Source organism: Kitasatospora sp. NPDC022785, from assembly GCF_055561295.1.
This window is the reverse complement of record NZ_JBVHHB010000032.1, coordinates 51,086-68,311: the sequence shown is the minus strand read 5'-3', so window position 1 is coordinate 68,311 and position 17,226 is coordinate 51,086. Positions and strand designations below refer to the sequence as shown.

The following is a 17,226-nucleotide window of genomic DNA, read 5'->3' as shown; positions in this document are numbered from 1 at the left end:
TCCGGCCCGGGCGCGCGGCCCGAAGCACAGGGTCAGAGCGCAGGGCCCAAGCAGACGGCCCAAAGCAGACGGCCCAAAGCGCAGGGCCGAAGCGCACAGCCCTGAGCACAGGGCCGAAACAGAGGCCGGTGGCCGACGGCGGGCGGTACCGGACGGCGCTGGAGTCACTCCCCCGGCGCGCGGGGAGGGAATAGCGCTCGGACTCGCACCGTTCCGTTACCCGCCATCGTCGCGAGACAATGGACGACGGCCACGACCGGGCGGCGCCGTTCCCGGAGGCCGTCGTCCGCCCCCACCGAGCACCCGGAGGTGTCCGTCCATGCCCGACTCCCACGCCCAGGCTTCCGACCCGAGCGGTTCGACCGCGCCGGCCGGTCCGGGCGCCGGCGCCGGTGAAGCGCCCGCCCCCCGGCGACGCCCCGTGCAGCTGCTGTTCGAGCCGCAGGCCGCCGAGCCGGAGTCGGAGCGCTTCTTCGACCTGGAGTCGATCGACGACCCGGCGGAGCTGCTGCGCCGCTCCACCGAGCTGGCGCTGGCGTTCCGCGCCGCCGCCGACCGGGCCACCGACTTCCAGGCGGTCGCCGCCGCACAGCTGGCGGACACCCGCCGCTTCGACAGGCTCTCGGACGCCGAGATCGCGGAGCGGGCGGACTGGACCCCGGACTACGCGGCCAAGATGATCGAGTACGGCCGCGGCCTTCTCCAGCCCCGCCGCCACGACGGCTGACGCCCCCCGGCCGCGATTCCCGGGCGGGCAACCTCGCCACCGGCCGCGATTCCCGGGCGGGCAACCTCGCCAGTGGCATATGCGCCGGGGAAGGGTACGCCGCTCCCCGCCGCGCTGTCCGGCAAACCGCCCTTTCCCTCACGATCACGCTCCGGACGCTCCACGCTGCTCTCTGTGGACATCTGGACGTATCAGTCGGTGGAGTACGTCACTGTGGCCGGGGAGACCTGGCTGGCCTCCGCCAGTGAGTACCCGCGCAGTATGCGCGCCCTCTGGGAGTCACGCCCGTGGGCGCCCTCGGTGCTGCCCTGCGGGCGCGCCTTCGACGTGATCAGCATGCCGTCGCTGTTCGGCCGCCGGGTGCTGGACGAGCTGTGGGCCTCCGGGCCGGGCTGCGGACCCGTCGCCGCCTACCGCGGGCGCACGCTGCTCTTCGTCCAGCCCGGCACGGCGCCCCGCCTGCGCCGGCTGCTGGCCTGGGAGGAGTGGGCCCGGGACGTGCCGCCGCTGCTCTGCCACGGCCGCGGCGACGCGGTGACGGTCCCGCCGGTGCAGCGGATGGTGAACAGTCCGGACTCCCCCGGGCTGGGCGCCGGGCGGTGGATCGTCGCGCCGGAGAGCCGGGAGCCGTGGCTGCCGGGCGCCTCGGTGGTGCTCTGGGCCTGCGTCCGGGCGACCCGTGAGCCGGTCGGCCGGGCCGAGCCGGTGGCCCTGCCGACGGCCTGAGCGACCGGGGGCGCCGGGCCGCCCCGGGCCGCGGATATTCGATTTTGGCCGGGCCGCGCCCCGCTGCTAAAGTCTTCTCTGTCAGCAGGCGCCGCTAGCTCAGTTGGTTAGAGCAGCTGACTCTTAATCAGCGGGTCCGGGGTTCGAGTCCCTGGCGGCGCACAGACAGCCGGAAGGCCCTTCGCGAGAGCGAGGGGCCTTCCGGCGTTTCCGCGTGCTCGGACCGGACACCGCCGGCCGGCCGGGGAAGGCCCCGGCCGGCCGCCGTCCGCCTCAGCGGCCGCGCAGCGCGCGGTAGCGGGCGACCAGCTCCGCGGTGGAGCTGTCCAGCGCGTCGGTGCCCTCGCCGGTCAGCAGCACCGGCTCGATCCGCTTGGCGAGCACCTTGCCGAGCTCGACGCCCCACTGGTCGAAGGAGTCGATGTTCCAGATGGCGCCCTGGACGAACACCTTGTGCTCGTAGAGCGCGACCAGCTGGCCGAGCACCGACGGGGTCAGCCGGCCGGCCAGGATGGTGGTGGTCGGGTGGTTGCCCTTGAAGGTCTTGTGCGGGACCAGCTCGGCCGGCACGCCCTCCGCCGCCACCTCCTCCGGGGTCTTGCCGAAGGCCAGCGCCTGGGTCTGGGCGAAGAAGTTGGCGAGCAGCAGGTCGTGCTGGGCCACCAGGCCGGGCAGCAGGTCGGCGACCGGCTCGGCGAAGCCGATGAAGTCGGCCGGGATGACCTTCGTCCCCTGGTGCAGCAGCTGGTAGTAGGCGTGCTGGCCGTTGGTGCCGGGAGTGCCCCAGACCACCGGGCCGGTCTGCCAGCCGACCGGGTTGCCGTCGCGGTCCACCGACTTGCCGTTGGACTCCATGTCCAGCTGCTGGAGGTAGGCGGTGAACTTCGACAGGTAGTGCGAGTAGGGCAGCACGGCGTGTGCCTGGGCATCGAAGAAGGCGCCGTACCAGACCCCGAGCAGGCCGAGCAGCAGCGGGACGTTCTCCTCCGGGGGCGCGGTGCGGAAGTGCTCGTCGACCAGGTGGAATCCGTCCAGCATCTCGCGGAAGGCGTCCGGGCCGATGGCGATCATCAGCGAGAGGCCGATCGCCGAGTCGTAGGAGTAGCGGCCGCCCACCCAGTCCCAGAACTCGAACATGTTGGCGGTGTCGATGCCGAAGTCGGCGACGCCCTCGGCGTTGGTGGAGAGCGCGACGAAGTGCTTGGCCACCGCCTCGCTGCCGGCGCCGAGGCCGGTCAGCAGCCAGTCGCGGGCGGAGACCGCGTTGGTGATCGTCTCGATCGTGGTGAAGGTCTTGGACGCGACGATGAACAGCGTCTCGGCCGGGTCCAGGTCGCGGACGGCCTCGTGCAGGTCGGCGCCGTCGACGTTGGAGACGAAGCGGACGTCGAGGTCGCGCTGCGTGTAGGAGCGGAGCACCTCGTAGGCCATGGCGGGGCCGAGGTCGGAGCCGCCGATGCCGATGTTGACGACCGCCCGGATCCGCTTGCCGGTGTGGCCGCGCCACTGCCCGCCGCGGACCTGCTCGGCGAAGGCCGCCATCTTGTCGAGCACGGCGTGCACGGCGGGCACCACGTTCTCGCCGTCGACCTCGATGACGGCGCCGCGCGGGGCGCGCAGCGCGGTGTGCAGGACGGCGCGGTGCTCGGTGGTGTTGATCTTCTCGCCGCGGAACATGGCGTCCCGCAGCCCGGCGACGCCGGTGGCCTCGGCGAGCTCGCGCAGCAGGGTCAGCGTCTCGTCCGTGACCAGCTGCTTGGCGTAGTCCACGTGCAGGTCGCCGACCTGGAGGGTGTAGCGGCGGCCGCGCTCCGGGTCGGCGGCGAACAGCTCGCGCAGGTGCGTCTCGCCCAGCTCCGCGCGGTGCTTGCCGAGGGCGGCCCACTGCGGGGTGCGGTCCAGCGGGGTACGGGCGTCGGCACGGGTCTCCGACATCGGTGGCTCCTCGATTCATCTGGGTGCAGATACCGGCAGGGCCAGGCGGGAGGGTTTCGCGAGGTCGTGCGGGTACTGGTGGTGCGCCGACTCCGTTGACGGCCTGCCCGGGACCAGCCTATGCAACGCCGGGACCACCCGCGCACATTCCGTTCGCCGACGCTGCACCGGCGCCCGCCGAGGTCACCGCCCGGGCCACCGGCCCGTGTCCCTGCCGAGCGCCCGGCCGACGCGGCCCGCCACCGGGGCGCCGCCGACGCGTCACCGTCCCGACGCCGCGACGGAACCTCCGGACGCCGCGTCACTTCCGTTCGGAGCGCAGGTCGAGCCCGCGCAGCACCTGGTCGACCAGCTCGGGGTCGGCGCCGAGCTCGCTGCGGGCGGCCACCATCTCGCGCCGGGAGGCGGCGATCATCTCCTGCTCGACGGCGTACGCGGCGCGCCACTGGCTGAGCCGCTGCTTCGCCTCGGCGGCGTCCTCCTCGGCGTACTTCTCCGGGCAGAGCCGGGCCAGCCGGTCGTGCTGACGGTCCCGCAGCCGGTCGGCGACCTCGGCCGGCAGCCTGTCCTGCTCCTCCAGTTCGCCGAGCCGCGTGAGCCCGGCCTTGGCGGCCCGCCACCAGAGCTGGCGCACCGCCTGTTCGTGCCGGTCCTGGTCGATGTCCAGGTGCAGCCGCTTGGCCAGCCAGGGCAGGGTGAGGCCCTGCACCAGCAGGGTGAACAGGACGACGCTGAAGGCGATGAAGACCAGCCTGCCGCGTTCGGGGAAGGCCGCGCCGGAGTCGACGGTGAGCGGGACGGCCAGGGCCAGGGCGACGGTCGCCACCCCGCGCATCCCGGACCACCAGAGCACCACGCTCTCCTGCCAGCTAATCGGGATGTCCTCCTCGGCCCCGCCGCGCAGCTTCTTGGTGAGCCAGCCGGCGGGCAGCAGCCAGAGCAGCCGGACCACCACGACGACGGCGATCACCACGGCCGCGTCGCCGAGCATGCCGGTCCACCCGTTGCCGGCCTCCTTGAGGACGGTGGCCAGCTCCAGGCCGATCAGGCCGAAGGCGACGCCGGTGATCAGGATCTCGACGATCTCCCAGAAGGCGTTGCCGACCAGCCGGTAGGAGACGGCGTCGGCGTCGGCGGCCCGCTCGGCGAGGTAGAGCCCGCAGACCACGACGGCGAGCACCCCGGAGCCGTGGATCTCCTCGGCCAGGCTGTACGCGGCGAACGGCACCAGCAGGTTGAGCGCGACCTGCTGGGTCGGGTCCTCCAGGAGGGCGGCGAGCTTGGCGTTGGCCCAGCCGAGCGCGACGCCGATGACCACGGCGAGGACCGCCGAGAGCACGAAGCGGAGCACCGCGTGGCCGGCCGAGAAGTCGCCGCCGGCGACCGCGTCGATGGCCAGCGAGTAGATGACGATCGCGGTGACGTCGTTGAACAGGCCCTCGCTCTCCAGGACCGCCACCAGCCGGCGTGGCAGGCCGACGCTGCCGGCCACCGCGACGGCGGCGACCGGGTCGGGCGGGGAGACCAGCGCGCCGACGGCGATGGCGGCCGCGACCGGGAGTGCGGGCAGCAGCCAGTGCACGGCGCCGGCCACCGCCGCCGTGGTGACCACGACGAGGGCGACGGCGAGCAGCAGGATGGAGCGGATGTTGGCCCGGAAGTAGCGGACCGAGGAGCGCCGGGCGACCGCGAAGATCAGCGGCGGCAGGACGAGCGGGAGGATCAGCTCGGGGTCGAGGGAGATGTCCGGGATCTGCGGCACGATCGCCATGACGATGCCGAGCAGGGTCATCAGCACGGGTTGGGGCACGCCGGTCCTGCGCGCGAGCGGCATGGTCACCACGGAGGCGAGCAGCACCAGGAAGAGCAGGGGCAGCTGGCCCACGGGGGTTCCTCTCGGCGACGGACGAGCGGGGCGGCCCGGACCACGCGGCGCGGGCCGCCGTTCAGGATAAATCTGACAATGCACCCAACTGCCACAACGCGCCGGACGGGCTTGACCTCAAGCGCACTTCAAGTCTGATCATCAGAGGAGCGCGCATCCGAGGACCGACCATGCGCCCGAGGACCGACTGCGCGTCCGAGGACCGACAGAGAGGCAGGCTCCGCATGAAGGCAGTCACCGTTCCCCGGTTCGGCGGCCCCGAAGTGCTGCGGGTGGCCGAGGTGCCCACCCCCAGCGCCGGGCCGGGCGAGGTACGGGTCCGGGTGTACGCGGCCGGGGTGCAGCCCGTCGACCTCGCCGTCCGGGAGGGCTGGTCGCCCCCGGGGACGCGGACCGAGCCGCCGGTGGTGCCGGGCAACGAGTTCGCCGGGGTGGTCGACCAGCTCGGTGCGGGCAGCTACGGCTGGGAGGTCGGCGACGAGGTACTGGGCTTCCGGCTGCTGCGGAGCCACGCCGAGTTCGTCACCGTGGACACCTCCCAGCTGGTCGCCAAGCCGGCCGCGATGCCCTGGGAGCAGGCGGGTTCGCTCTCCGCCTCCGGGCAGACCGCGCACGTCGGGCTCACCGAGCTGAAGGTCGGCCCGGGCGAGACGGTGCTGGTGCACGGCGCCTCCGGCGGGGTCGGGACGGTGGCCGTCCAGCTGGCCCGCGCCTGGGGCGCCACCGTGATCGGCACGGCGAGCGAGCGCAACCACGACTACCTGCGCGAGCTGGGCGCGATCCCGGTCAGCTACGGCGAGGGACTGGTCGAGCGGGTGCGGGCGGTGGCGCCGCAGGGTGTGGACGCCGCCTTCGACGCGGCCGGGCGCGGCGCGCTGGAGGCCTCCGTCGAGCTGGTCGCCGACAGGAACCGGATCGGCACCATCGTCGACCACGCCACCGCCGAGCGGCTCGGGCTCCGCTCGCTGCGGGCGCAGCGGACGGCCGCCCGGCTGGCCGAGCTGGTCGAGCTCTGGGAGGCGGGCGGGCTGCGGCTGGAGATCGCCGACGCCTTCCCCCTCGGGCGGGCCGCCGACGCGCACCGGCTGGTCGGCACCGGGCACGTCCGGGGGAAGGTCGTCCTCACCCCGTGAGGGCCCGGCGGGCGGTCGGGCGGGCCGGCCCGATTGGAAGTTTCGGCCGCTGACCAGGTAATGTTCTCCACGTCAGCAGGCGCCGCTAGCTCAGTTGGTTAGAGCAGCTGACTCTTAATCAGCGGGTCCGGGGTTCGAGTCCCTGGCGGCGCACAGACAGCCGGAAGGCCCCTTGCGAGAGCGAGGGGCCTTCCGGCGTTTCGGCGTCCACCCGCCCGGCCGACCAACCGGCCGTCCAGCCGGCCCGACGGCAGACCACCCGCCAGGCCGTCCGACCGCCTGTCCACCCGCCCGGCCCCGGCCGCCCGCTCAGTGTGGGATGGCGGCGATCAGCTCGGACGCCCCCTGCCGCTTGAGCGCCAGGGCCGTCGCTGTGCCGAGGTCCTCGGGGGTGAGCGAGCCGGCCCACTCGTGGGCGTCCAGCACCTGCTTGCCGTCCGGGGAGAAGACCCGCCCGCGCAGCGAGAGGCGGCCGTCCGACTCGGCCTTGGCGTAGCCGGCGATCGGCGAGTTGCAGTGGCCCTGGAGGACGTGCAGGAACATCCGCTCGGCGCTCGCCTCGCGCCAGGTCAGGTGGTCGCCGAGGCCGGTCACCGCCTCGATGGTCGCGGTGTCCTCCTCGCGGCACTGCAGGGCGAGGATGCCGGCGCCGATCGGCGGGCACATCGACTCCGGCGGCAGGATCTCGCTGATCCGGGCCTCCTCGCCGATCCGCTCCAGCCCGGAGACCGCGAGCAGCAGCGCGTCGGCCTCGCCGGCCGCCAGCTTGGCGAGGCGGCTGTTGGCGTTGCCGCGCATCGGCACGCAGACCAGGTGCGGGTGGGAGGCGGCGAGCTGGGCCCGGCGCCGGACCGAGGAGGTGCCGATCCGCGCCCCGGGCGGCAGCTCGTCGAGGGTGCGGCCGCCGGGGTGGACGACGGCGTCGCGGATGTCGTCGCGGCGCAGGTAGGCGGCGAAGACGGTGCCGGCCGGCAACGGACGGTCGGCCGGCACGTCCTTGAGGCAGTGCACGGCGAGGTCCGCCTCGCCGGCGAGCAGGGCCTCGTCCACCTCCTTGGTGAAGGCACCCTTGCCGCCGAGCCGCGCGAGGTCACCCATCCAGCGGTCCCCGGAGGTGGTCACCGGGACCACCTCCGTCCGCACCCGCGGGTGCAGGGCGGCGAGCTCGGCCCGGACCCGCTCGACCTGGGCGAGCGCCATCGGCGAGGAACGGGAGACGATACGGATCAACTCTGCGGTGGGCATGCGCCGATGATAGGCCGTCACTTCCGGGTCGGGCGCCGCGACTCAGGGCCGCCCGGCCGGGAAACCGTGGACGCGGGAGGCGGCCACCACGACCAGCACCGGCACGAGCAGGGCGAACGCGCTCCACGGGAGGGAGCCGGCGCCGTAGCGGTCCAGCAGGATCCCGCCGACCACGCCGCCGGCGGCCATCGCGGCGTTCCAGAGCGTGACCAGCATCGCCTGCGCCGCGTCCGCCTGCTCGCCGCCGGCGTTGCCCGCCGCGGTCTGCAGGAGGGTCGGGGCGCCGCCCCAGCCGAGGCCCCAGAGAGCCGCGGCCGCGTACACCATGGCCGGGCTGTCCGACAGGACGGCCAGCGCCGCGGCCGCCAGGGCGACCAGCAGGGCGGCGGCGATGGTCAGCGCGCGCAGCCTCAAGTGGATCTGCGCCCCGGTGATCCAGATGCTCAGCAGGGACGCGCCGCCGAAGACCAGCAGGACGAGGTCGGTCGAGCCGCCCATGCCGAGCCGGTCCAGGAACGGCGCGACGTACGCGTACAGGACGGTGTGGGCCAGCACGAAGACCAGGGTGACGAAGAGGACCGGCACCACGCCGGGGACGGCCAGCGCCCGCAGCACCGGCGCACGGCTCGCCGCCCGCTGCCCGGGGTGGTCGGCGACGGTGGCGGCGATCCAGCCGATCACGGTCACGGCGAGGGCCGTCATCAGCAGGAAGGCCACCCACCAGCCGAGCACCCGCCCCAGGAAGGTCCCGGCGGGTACGCCCAGGGAGAGGGCGACCGGGATGCCCGTCATCACGATCGCGATGGCCCGGCCCTGGAGGTGCTCGGGCGCCAGCCGCCGTGCGTACCCGGCGAGCAGCGCCCAGGCCAGGCCCGCCGCCACGCCGGCGACGAACCGGGCGGCCATGGTCAGCGGGTAGGTGCCGGAGAGGGCGGTGACGGTGTTGGCGGCGGCGAACCCGGCCATCGCGGTGAGCAGCAGCCGCCTGCGCCGCCAGCCGGCGGTGGCCGAGGTGAGCGGGATGGCGGTGAGGGCCGTCCCGATCGCGTAGATGGTGACCGACTGGCCCATGGCGGACTCGCTGACGCCCAGGTCGGCGCTCATCGCGGGCAGGACGCCGGCCGGCAGGGTCTCGGTGAGGGCGGTGACGAAGACGGCGGTGGCCAGTGCCAGCAGGGCGGGCACGGGAAGTTTCCGCTGTTCCACGGCTGTTGGACGTTCGATGGTCGACATGACGGCTATGCTCGAACCCTCACACTGATGTGAAGGTCAAGCCCGGTCACGAGGTGGATTCGGATGCGCATCGGAGAACTGTCGGAGCGGACCAACACGTCCCGGAGGCTGCTGCGCTACTACGAGGAGCAGGGCCTCATCCTCGCCGAGCGCTGCGCCAACGGCTACCGCTCCTACGACGGTTCCTCCGTCGACCGGGTGCTGCAGATCAGGGGCCTGCTCGACGCCGGGCTGCCGACCAGGATCATCAAGCAGATCCTGCCCTGCCTGAACAAGCCCAGGGTCATCCACTTCCCGGACGCCACCCCGGAGATGATCGCCACCCTGGAGGGCGAGCTCACGGGCATGACCCGGCGGATCGAGTTCCTGACCCGCAACCGGGACGCCATCGCCGAGTACCTGGAGGTGGTCCGGGTCGGGCCGTGAGGGCCCCGGGCACCGGACGGCGGATGGCGGACACCGGCGGGTGCCGGCGGGTGCCGGCGGGTGCCGGGACGGCGGACACCGGCGGATGCCGGACGGCGGGGAGGGCCGTCCGACGTCCGCCGGAGGCCGGTCAGCGGCGGAAGTAGCCGTCGAAGTTCTTCGAGAACTCCCGCCCGCCGAACTGGTCCCAGTTGATGGACCAGGTCATCAGGCCCCGCAGGTTCGGCTGGGCGCCGGCCCTGGGGACGTAGGTGCCGCAGCCGGCGAGCCTGGTGAGGCAGTCGAGGGCCTTGTTCACCTCGGCGGGGGCGACGTAGCCGTTTCCCGCGTTGGTGGTGGCCGGCATGCCGATGGCGAGCTTGTTCGCCGGCAGCGCCGGGAACACGTTGGCGGTGTTGCCCGCCACCGGGAAGCCCTTGAGCAGCATGTCGGTCATCGCGACGTGGAAGTCGGCGCCGCCCATCGAGTGGTACTGGCCGTCCAGGCCCATGACGGAGCCCGAGTTGTAGTCCTGGACGTGCAGCAGGGTGAGGTCGTCGCGCAGGGCGTGGATCACCGGCAGGTAGGCGCCGGCGCGCGGGTCCTGGCCGCCCCAGGGGCCGGAGCCGTAGTACTGGTAGCCGAGCTGGACGAAGAAGGTCTCCGGCGCCATGGTGAGGACGAAGTTCGGGCCGTACCTGGCCTTCAGCGTCTTCAGGGCGGAGATCAGGTTGACGACGACCGGGCTGGTCGGGTTCTTGAAGTCGGTGTCGCCGGTCTGCAGGGACAGCGAGTGGCCCTCGAAGTCGATGTCGAGGCCGTCCAGGCCCCATTTGTCGATGATCGCGGAGACCGAGCTGACGAAGGTGTCGCGGGCGGCGGTGGTGGTGAGCTGGACCTGGCCGTTCTGGCCGCCGATCGAGATCAGCACCTTCTTGCCTTTGGCCCGCTTGGCGGCGATGGCGGCCTTGAAGTCGGCGTCGGACTCGACGGTCGGGCACTCGGTGGCCGGGCAGCGGTTGAACCGGATGTCGCCGGAGGTGACGGAGGTCGGCTCGCCGAAGGAGAGGTTGATGAAGTCCCAGGAGTCCGGGACGTCGGCCATCCTGGTGTAGCCGGCGCCGTTGGCGAAGCTGGCGTGCAGGTAGCCGACCAGGGAGTGGCTGCCGGTGGGCGGCGCGGTCGGCGAGGCGGTGTCGGTCGGGGTCGCGGTGGCGGTCGGCGTCGCCGTCGCGGTCGGGGAAGCCGTCGCGGTGGGCGAGGCGGTGGCCGTGGGCGAGGCGGTGGGCGAGGGCGCGCCCGGGCCGTCCAGCGAGAGGTCGTCGGCGTAGTAGGTGCCCTGCCCGTACCAGCCGTGCGTGTACACGGTGGCGCTGGTCTGGGTGGCGCCGGTGGTGAAGCTGACGCTGAGCTTCTGGTACGCGCCGCCGGTGCCGGGCGTCCAGGTGCTGGTGCCGCCGTTCACGCCGACGTAGACGTACGAGCCCTTCACCCAGGCGCTGAAGGTGTAGGTGGTGTTGGGGGCGACCGTGACCGTCTGGGTGCACTGGGCGGTGTCGCTCGCCGAGGCGACCGCGGCGAGGGCGTAACCGCCGCCGTGGGCCTGGCCGGTGACGACGCCGCCGGTGCCGCCGGTGCAGCTCCACGGGCCCAGGGCGCCGCTCTCGAAGCCGCCGTTGGCCAGGAACTCCCCGGCCGAGGCGGTGGGCGCCAGGCCCAGGGCGAGGCCGGCCACGGTGGCGGCGGCGACGGCCGAGGCGGTACCGGCGGCGAGCAGCGTGCGGGGGCGGCGGGGGGCGGGCGCGGCGGGTGCGGGTGCGGGTGCGGGTGTTCTGCGCATGCGGGGGACTCCTGCGGGGGCGCGGATCGTGGGGGACGTCCGAGGGCACGGTGAAGGTCGTGCCAGTGGGGGTTCGGCCCGACCGCGCACCCTAGTTGGACTAGACCACTGAAGTGGATCCGCCGGTGCGGTGTCAATGGTCCAGACCGGTACGGCCTTGCCCCGGGGCCGCCCCGGCGCGGTGTCCGGTTGCCGGGCGTGACACCCCGTCGAACCATGGAGAGGTGACGTCACCCAGCTATCTCCGCTACCCCCACCTGCGCGGGGGCCTGCTGGCGTTCACCGCCGAGGACGACGTCTGGGTGGCGCCGCTCGACCCGGACGGCACCGTCGGCCGCGCCTGGCGGGTCAGCTGCGACCGCACCCGGGTCAGCCACCCCCGCCTCTCCCCCGACGGCCGCACCCTCGGCTGGACCGGCTGGCAGGCCCTGACCCCCGAGGTCTGGACCGCCCCCGTGGCCGGCGGCGAGGCCGTCCGGATCAGCCACTGGGGCAGCCAGGACACCCGGCTGCGCGGCTGGCTGCCCGACGGCGAACTGCTCGCCGTCACCTCCTACCACGAGCCGTTCGGCCACTACACCTGGGCACACGCCCTGCCGCCGGACGGCTCGCCCGGGCGCCGGATGCCCTGGGGGCCGGTCGGCGACGCCCAGATGAGCCGGGCGCACACCGTCCTGCTCACCGGCACCGCTCCGCACGAACCCGCCGCCTGGAAGCGCTACCGGGGAGGCGCCGTCGGGCGGCTCTGGGTGGACGGCACACAGGTCCTGGAGGGCCACCGGGGGCACCTCGCCTCCCCGATGCCGGTCACCGCCGCCGAGGGCGACCGGGTCGCCTTCCTCTCCGACCACGAGGGCATCGGCAACGTCTACTCCTGCCGCCCCGACGGCACCGACCTGCGCCGGCACACCGACCACGCCTCCTACTACGCCCGCGAGGCCGCCACCGACGGGACCCGGATCGTCTACCAGCACGCCGGCGACCTCTGGCTGTTGGAGAGCCTGGACGCCCCCGCCCCGCACCGGCTGCGTGTCCCGCTCGGCGGCGCCCGGGCCGGCCGGCGGCCGTACCAGGTGAACGCCGCCTCGCACGTCAAGGACCTCGCCTGCGACCAAACCGGCCGCGCCGGGGTGATCACCGTGCGCGGCAGCCAGTACTGGCTCACCCACCGCGACGGCCCGGCCCGGGCCCTCGCCGACACCCCGGGCGTGCGCACCCGGCTGCCAGTGGTGCTCGGGCAGACCGGCGAGGCCGGCTGGATCACCGACGCCGAGGGCGAGGACGCGGTCGAGATCGTTCCGCTGCCCGGGCACGAGCACGCCCCCGGCCACCACGGACACCGGCTGCTCGCCGCCGCCCGGCTCGGCCGCGTCCTGGAGCTGACCGCCGCCCCCGACGGCGCCCACCTGGCCGCCGCCGCCTCCGACGGACGGCTGCTGCTGGTCGCCACCGCCGACGGGGCCGTCCGCGAACTGGCCTCCTCCGACCACGGCCCGGTCTCCGGTGCCCGCTTCTCCCCCGACTCCCGCTGGATCGCCTGGTCCCAGCCGGTGGCCGGCCGCTCACTGCGCCGGATCCGGCTCACCCGCACCGACGCGCCCTCGGCGATCACCGAGGTCACCGACGGCCGGTTCGAGGACGAGCAGCCCGTCTTCACCCGGGACGGCCGCTACCTGGCCTTCCTCTCCTGGCGCGGCTTCGACCCCGTCCACGACGTGCACACCGGCGACCTCTCCTTCCCGCTCGGCTGCCGCCCCTACCTCGTCCCGCTCTCCGCCGACACCCCGTCCCCGTTCGCCGCACCCGCCGAGGACGGCGCCCCGCGCGGCGACGGCGGCGGCGACGGCACCGTCCACGTCGACCCGGAGGGCATCGGCGAGCGGCTGCTCCCGTTCCCCGTGATCGCCTCCAAGTACTCGGCCACCGACGCCGCCCGCGGCGGGCTGCTCTGGCTGCGCTGGCCGATCTCCGGCACCCTCGGGCAGACCTTCACCAACCCGGACGACACCTCCGGCCGCCCCTCCCTGGAGTACTTCGACCTGGCCCGGGGCACCCGCTCCACGCTGGCCGACAAGCTGGACGGCTACGCCGTCTCCGGCGACGGCGGCTCGGTCGCGGTCTACTCGGCCGGCACCCTGCGGATCGTCCCGGTCACCGCCCCCTCCGCCGGCACCACCGTGGACCTGCGCCGGATCACCCACACCGTGCACCCGGCCGCCGAGTGGCGCCAGGCGTACGGCGAGGCGGCCCGGATCGTCCGGGACCAGTTCTGGGACGCCGGGATGTGCGGGCTGGACTGGCCCGCGCTGGTCGCCCAGTACCGGCCCCTGCTGGACCGGGTGGCCGGCCCGGACGACTTCGCCGACCTGCTGCGCGAGCTCCTCGGCGAGCTCGGCACCTCGCACGCGTACGTCACCCCCTCCCGGCGCGGCGAGGGGCCCTCGCTCGCGCAGCAGCCGCTCGGGCTGCTCGGCGCCAACGCCCACCGCGCGGCCGACGGGCGCTGGCTGGTCGACCGCGTCCTGCCCGGCGAGTCCTCCGACCCGCGGGCCCGCGCCCCGCTCGCCGTCCACGGCGTCCGCGACGGCGACGAGCTGCTCGCGGTGGCCGGGCGCCCGCTGGACCCGGTCCGCGGCCCGGGCCCGCTGCTGGCCGGCACCGGCGGCACCACGGTCGAGCTCACCCTGCGCAGCGGGCCCGACGGCCCGGTCCGCCGGATCACCGTCTCCCCGCTGACCGACGAGCGGCCGATCCGCTACCAGGACTGGGTGGCCAAACGCCGCAGCCTGGTCCGGGAGTTCAGCGACGGCCGGTGCGGCTACCTGCACATCCCGGACCTCGGCGGCTCCGGCTGGGCGCAGTTCAACCGGGACCTCCGCCGGGAGCTGGACAAACCCGCGCTGGTGCTCGACGTCCGCGGCAACGCCGGCGGCAACGTCTCCGAACTGGTGCTGGAGAAGCTCACCCGGCGGGTGCTGGCCTGGGACTTCAGCCGCGGACGGCAGCCGGTGCGCTGGCCCCGGGACGCACCTCGCGGGCCGGTGGTCGCCCTCGCCGACGAGGCGACCAGCTCGGACGGGGACGTCATCATCACCGCGATCAAGCTGCTCGGGCTGGGGCCGGTGGTGGGCAACCGGACCTGGGGCGGGGTGGTCGGCATGACCGGGCGGCACACGCTCGGCGACGGGACGCAGATCTCGGTGCCGAAGAACGCCTCCTGGTTCACCGGCGGGCTCGGCTGGTCGGTGGAGAACCACGGGGCGGAGCCGGACGTGCACGTGCTGCGCACCCCGCAGGACTGGGCCCGGGGGCGGCACGTCGAGCTGGTCACGGCGGTGCGGCTGGCGCTGGACCTGCTGGAGGACGCGCCGGCCGCCGCCCCGCCACCGGGCGACACCCCGCGCCCGGACCTGCGGCGGCCGCCGCTGCCACCGCGGACGTGACGAGGGGCGCGCCCTCGGTGGGCGCGCCCCTCGTGCGTCAGCACGCGGCCGGTTCAGGGTCCGGGCGTTCGGGGGCCGGCCTTCAGTCCCAGGGGTCGCCCTCGGCCGTCATGTCCTCCCGGGCCCGTTCCTCGGCCTCCCGGTCGCTGAGGCCGGCGGCCTCCTGCGCCTCGCGGGCCTTCTCGATCTCGGGCCCGAACGCGTCGGCGGCCTCGTCGTGGGCGAGGGCGGCCCGCTGGGCGGCGTCCGTCATCGCGGTGGTGTCCTGTTCGTGGCTCCCGCCGAGGGAGGACCTGGCCTCCCCGGCGTCGTCGTGCGCCCTGTGGCGGAACCTGTCGAAGATGCCCATGACTCCTCCTCCGGACGGATACCGGGCTGTCCCCACTCTCACACCGGGACGGGAGGAACGCATCCCCAGGCCACGGGCCCCGGGGTGGCGCCCCGGAGCCCGTGGCGGAGGGCTCAGCCGCTGATGCTGGCCGCGCCGGTCTCCAGGTGACCGGTGAACCGCTGGGACCAGGTGGTGTCGGCGTCCACCGTGACGGTGAAGTCGTACCAGCCGTTGTTGTACGCGACCGCGTTGAAGTAGTCGCTGACGCTGCCGCCGGCCGGCACCTGGTACGTCCAGGGGCCGTCGGTGCGGTAGTTGTTCGAGGCGATGGTGAAGGTCAGCGCGGTGGTGCCGGAGTTGGCGAGCCTGAACCAGACCGCCGGCTTGCCGGTGCCCGGCTCGACCGCGTACGAGGCGGTGACGGCCGCGTTCTTGCCCGCCTTGGTGGCGTCGCCCTTGAAACGGCGCAGGAAGCGGTTGGGGCCGACCACGGAGAGGTCGTACGGGCCGTTGCCGAAGTTGGTGCCGCAGTTGAAGAAGTCGCTCTGGTTGCCGCCCGGGTCGACGGTGTACTGCCAGGGGCCGCCGCTGCGGTAGGCGTTGGCGTAGGCCGCGAAGTGGACCGCCTTCTGCGCGGCCGTGCCCTCGTTGGCCATCGTCAGCCAGACCTTCATCACCCCGCCGGAGCCGAACTCCAGGTGGTCGAGGTTGGCGTTCGGCTGGTACGGCAGCGCGCGGGCCCGGCGGGTGCCGGACTCCTGGACGGGCAGCTTGTTGTCGACCGGGGCCGGGTTGGGCAGCGGGCCGCAGGCCGACATGCCGATCACCGCGTCGGTGTTGGGCAGCGCCGGCAGGCCGTAGACCGGGTTGGCGAAGTCGAAGAGGCCGGTGAGGTCACCGCAGACCTTCCGGCGCCAGTCGCTGATGTTCGGGCAGGTGGCCGGCTTGCCGATGGCGGCCGTCCACTTCTCCAGGAAGCGCAGCACCGAGGTGTGGTCGAAGACCTCGGAGTTGACCCAGCCGCCGCGGGTCCACGGCGAGATGGCGATCATCGGGACGCGGAAGCCGAGGCCGAGGTTGGTGCCGCTGTAGAACTCGCCCGGGGTGCCGGCCGGGGCGGCGGGCGGCGGGACGTGGTCGAAGAAGCCGTCGTTCTCGTCGTAGTTGAGGAAGAGGACGGCGGAGTTGAACACGTCCGGGTCGGCGGCGAGCGCGTCGATCACGTTGTGGACGAAGTGGGCGCCGTCGGCCGGGGTAGAGTACGGGTGCTCGGAGGAGCCCTGGTCGGGGACGATCCAGGAGACCTGCGGGAGGGTGCCGTTCAGCACGTCGGCCCTGATCGCGGCGACGATGTCGTCCGGCGTCTTCCCGGTCTTCTTGGGGACGGAGCCCATGCCCTTGACGGCGAGCGGGCTGCCGGCCGGGGCGGAGCTGAACTGGGTGAAGTAGGCGAGCGCGTTGTCGCCGTAGTTGTCGGCCGCGTTCTGGTAGACCCTCCAGCTCACGCCGGCGTTCTCCAGCGCCTCGGCGTAGGTCTGCCAGCGCAGGCCCTTCTCGTCGCCGCCGTCGTACGCCGGTCCGCCCGCGGCGCCGGCCGGGTCTATCTGGCCGGACCAGTGGTAGGTGCGGTTGGGGCCGGTGGCGCTGAGGATCGAACAGAAGTAGGCGTCGCAGATGGTCCAGTTCTCGGCGAGCGCGTAGTGGAACGGGATGTCCTGGCGGGTGAGGTAGCCGAGGGTGCGGACGTTGCCCTTGGCGGCGACCCAGGAGTCCATCTTGCCGCCGTTCCACGCCCGGTGCTGGTCGGACCAGCCGTGCGCGAGGTCGCCGTTGCACTGCGCCAGGCGCTCGGGGTCGGCGCCGCCGGCCGGCTTGGTGGCGCTGAACTGCCACGGGTACTGGCGGGAGAGCAGGCCGTTGGGCTGGTTGAAGACGCTGTAGCCGCCCGCGATCTGGATCGCGCTGCGGTCGGCGAAGCCGCGTACGCCGCGCAGCATCCCGAAGTAGTGGTCGAAGCTGCGGTTCTCCTGCATCAGGATGACGATGTGCTGCGCGTCCGCGATGGTGCCGGTCTGCGACAGCGCCGCCGACGGCGCGGCGGCGGGAGCACCCGGCGCCGCGCCCGCACCGGTGGTCCCGGCCACGGCCAGACCGGCCGCGGCCGCCCCGGACAGTGCGACGAACTTCCTACGACTCAGCTCGGCCATCAGCCCAGCCCGTCCCTTCACTGGCGATGTTGTGCAGACAAGTCGGGACCCCCGATCGCGCAGCATCCTCCACCCCGGCCGAACCTCCCCACCAGAGGGCCTCGTCAGGGTTGGCG

General features: G+C 73.8%; 12 protein-coding genes and 2 tRNA genes. 7 read left to right on the top strand and 7 right to left on the bottom strand.

The window, feature by feature from the left end; translation table 11 throughout:
* Positions 1–319: 319 nt before the first annotated feature.
* The 3 genes from ACZ3YO_RS34925 (at position 320) to ACZ3YO_RS34915 (ending at position 1,615) form a co-directional block, all read left to right on the top strand.
* The gene (locus ACZ3YO_RS34925) at positions 320–727 is read left to right on the top strand and encodes a hypothetical protein (RefSeq protein WP_396322633.1); all 408 of its coding nucleotides are present in this window, start codon (positions 320–322) and stop codon (positions 725–727) included.
* Positions 728–901: 174 nt separating this feature from the next.
* Positions 902–1,453 carry a bifunctional DNA primase/polymerase gene (locus ACZ3YO_RS34920; protein WP_465577608.1) on the top strand — a complete coding sequence of 184 codons (552 nt, stop codon included), beginning with the start codon at positions 902–904 and terminating at the stop codon, positions 1,451–1,453.
* 88 nt (positions 1,454–1,541) lie between these two features.
* Positions 1,542–1,615, top strand: a tRNA-Lys gene (locus tag ACZ3YO_RS34915).
* A 111-nt stretch (positions 1,616–1,726) separates the two neighbouring features.
* Here the strand turns inward: ACZ3YO_RS34915 and pgi are convergent.
* Both pgi and ACZ3YO_RS34905 read right to left on the bottom strand, forming a co-directional pair.
* Complete coding sequence (pgi, locus tag ACZ3YO_RS34910) at positions 1,727–3,388, bottom strand: glucose-6-phosphate isomerase (protein ID WP_465577606.1); 1,662 nt, start codon at positions 3,386–3,388, stop codon at positions 1,727–1,729.
* Between the two features lie 301 nt (positions 3,389–3,689).
* Positions 3,690–5,273, bottom strand: a complete 1,584-nt coding sequence (locus ACZ3YO_RS34905) for a Na+/H+ antiporter (RefSeq protein WP_465577604.1) — start codon at positions 5,271–5,273, stop codon at positions 3,690–3,692.
* A 224-nt stretch (positions 5,274–5,497) separates the two neighbouring features.
* Between ACZ3YO_RS34905 and ACZ3YO_RS34900 the strand changes: the two genes are divergently transcribed.
* Positions 5,498–6,406 (top strand): NADP-dependent oxidoreductase, encoded by a 909-nt coding sequence (locus ACZ3YO_RS34900; protein ID WP_465577602.1) that lies wholly within the window; start codon positions 5,498–5,500, stop codon positions 6,404–6,406.
* A gap of 79 nt (positions 6,407–6,485) precedes the next feature.
* Positions 6,486–6,559, top strand: a tRNA-Lys gene (locus ACZ3YO_RS34895).
* A 156-nt stretch (positions 6,560–6,715) separates the two neighbouring features.
* On the opposite strand, the gene hemC is transcribed toward ACZ3YO_RS34895, so the two are convergent.
* Both hemC and ACZ3YO_RS34885 read right to left on the bottom strand, forming a co-directional pair.
* Positions 6,716–7,651 (bottom strand): hydroxymethylbilane synthase, encoded by a 936-nt coding sequence (gene hemC, locus ACZ3YO_RS34890; RefSeq protein WP_465577600.1) that lies wholly within the window; start codon positions 7,649–7,651, stop codon positions 6,716–6,718.
* A 42-nt stretch (positions 7,652–7,693) separates the two neighbouring features.
* A complete protein-coding gene (locus tag ACZ3YO_RS34885) occupies positions 7,694–8,884 on the bottom strand; it encodes an MFS transporter (RefSeq protein ID WP_465577598.1) in 1,191 nt (396 codons plus the stop codon).
* 63 nt (positions 8,885–8,947) lie between these two features.
* Here ACZ3YO_RS34885 and ACZ3YO_RS34880 point away from each other — a divergent pair, with 63 nt between their 5' ends.
* The gene (locus tag ACZ3YO_RS34880) at positions 8,948–9,310 is read left to right on the top strand and encodes a MerR family transcriptional regulator (protein ID WP_396322640.1); all 363 of its coding nucleotides are present in this window, start codon (positions 8,948–8,950) and stop codon (positions 9,308–9,310) included.
* Between the two features lie 130 nt (positions 9,311–9,440).
* Here ACZ3YO_RS34880 and ACZ3YO_RS34875 read toward each other — a convergent pair whose 3' ends face one another.
* Positions 9,441–11,129 (bottom strand): chitinase, encoded by a 1,689-nt coding sequence (locus tag ACZ3YO_RS34875; RefSeq protein WP_465577596.1) that lies wholly within the window; start codon positions 11,127–11,129, stop codon positions 9,441–9,443.
* A gap of 224 nt (positions 11,130–11,353) precedes the next feature.
* On the opposite strand from ACZ3YO_RS34875, the gene ACZ3YO_RS34870 reads away from it, so the two are divergent.
* The gene (locus ACZ3YO_RS34870) at positions 11,354–14,572 is read left to right on the top strand and encodes a S41 family peptidase (protein WP_465577594.1); all 3,219 of its coding nucleotides are present in this window, start codon (positions 11,354–11,356) and stop codon (positions 14,570–14,572) included.
* An 82-nt stretch (positions 14,573–14,654) separates the two neighbouring features.
* On the opposite strand, the gene ACZ3YO_RS34865 is transcribed toward ACZ3YO_RS34870, so the two are convergent.
* Both ACZ3YO_RS34865 and ACZ3YO_RS34860 read right to left on the bottom strand, forming a co-directional pair.
* Entirely contained in the window at positions 14,655–14,921 is a 267-nt protein-coding gene (locus ACZ3YO_RS34865; protein WP_396322642.1) for a hypothetical protein, read from the bottom strand.
* Positions 14,922–15,034: 113 nt separating this feature from the next.
* On the bottom strand, positions 15,035–17,110 hold the full coding sequence (locus tag ACZ3YO_RS34860; protein WP_465577591.1) for a phosphocholine-specific phospholipase C: 2,076 nt from the start codon (positions 17,108–17,110) through the stop codon (positions 15,035–15,037).
* Between the last annotated feature and the right edge of the window lie 116 nt (positions 17,111–17,226).

Bases quoted from the DNA above. Each gene is read 5' to 3' on its own strand.
- ACZ3YO_RS34925 (WP_396322633.1), top strand. From the start codon at position 320: ATGCCCGACTCCCACGCCCAGGCTTCCGACCCGAGCGGTTCGACCGCG.
- pgi (WP_465577606.1), bottom strand. From the start codon at position 3,388: ATGTCGGAGACCCGTGCCGACGCCCGTACCCCGCTGGACCGCACCCCG.
- ACZ3YO_RS34900 (WP_465577602.1), top strand. From the start codon at position 5,498: ATGAAGGCAGTCACCGTTCCCCGGTTCGGCGGCCCCGAAGTGCTGCGG.
- hemC (WP_465577600.1), bottom strand. From the start codon at position 7,651: ATGCCCACCGCAGAGTTGATCCGTATCGTCTCCCGTTCCTCGCCGATG.
- ACZ3YO_RS34885 (WP_465577598.1), bottom strand. From the start codon at position 8,884: ATGTCGACCATCGAACGTCCAACAGCCGTGGAACAGCGGAAACTTCCC.
- ACZ3YO_RS34880 (WP_396322640.1), top strand. From the start codon at position 8,948: ATGCGCATCGGAGAACTGTCGGAGCGGACCAACACGTCCCGGAGGCTG.
- ACZ3YO_RS34875 (WP_465577596.1), bottom strand. From the start codon at position 11,129: ATGCGCAGAACACCCGCACCCGCACCCGCACCCGCCGCGCCCGCCCCC.
- ACZ3YO_RS34865 (WP_396322642.1), bottom strand. From the start codon at position 14,921: ATGGGCATCTTCGACAGGTTCCGCCACAGGGCGCACGACGACGCCGGG.
- ACZ3YO_RS34860 (WP_465577591.1), bottom strand. From the start codon at position 17,110: ATGGCCGAGCTGAGTCGTAGGAAGTTCGTCGCACTGTCCGGGGCGGCC.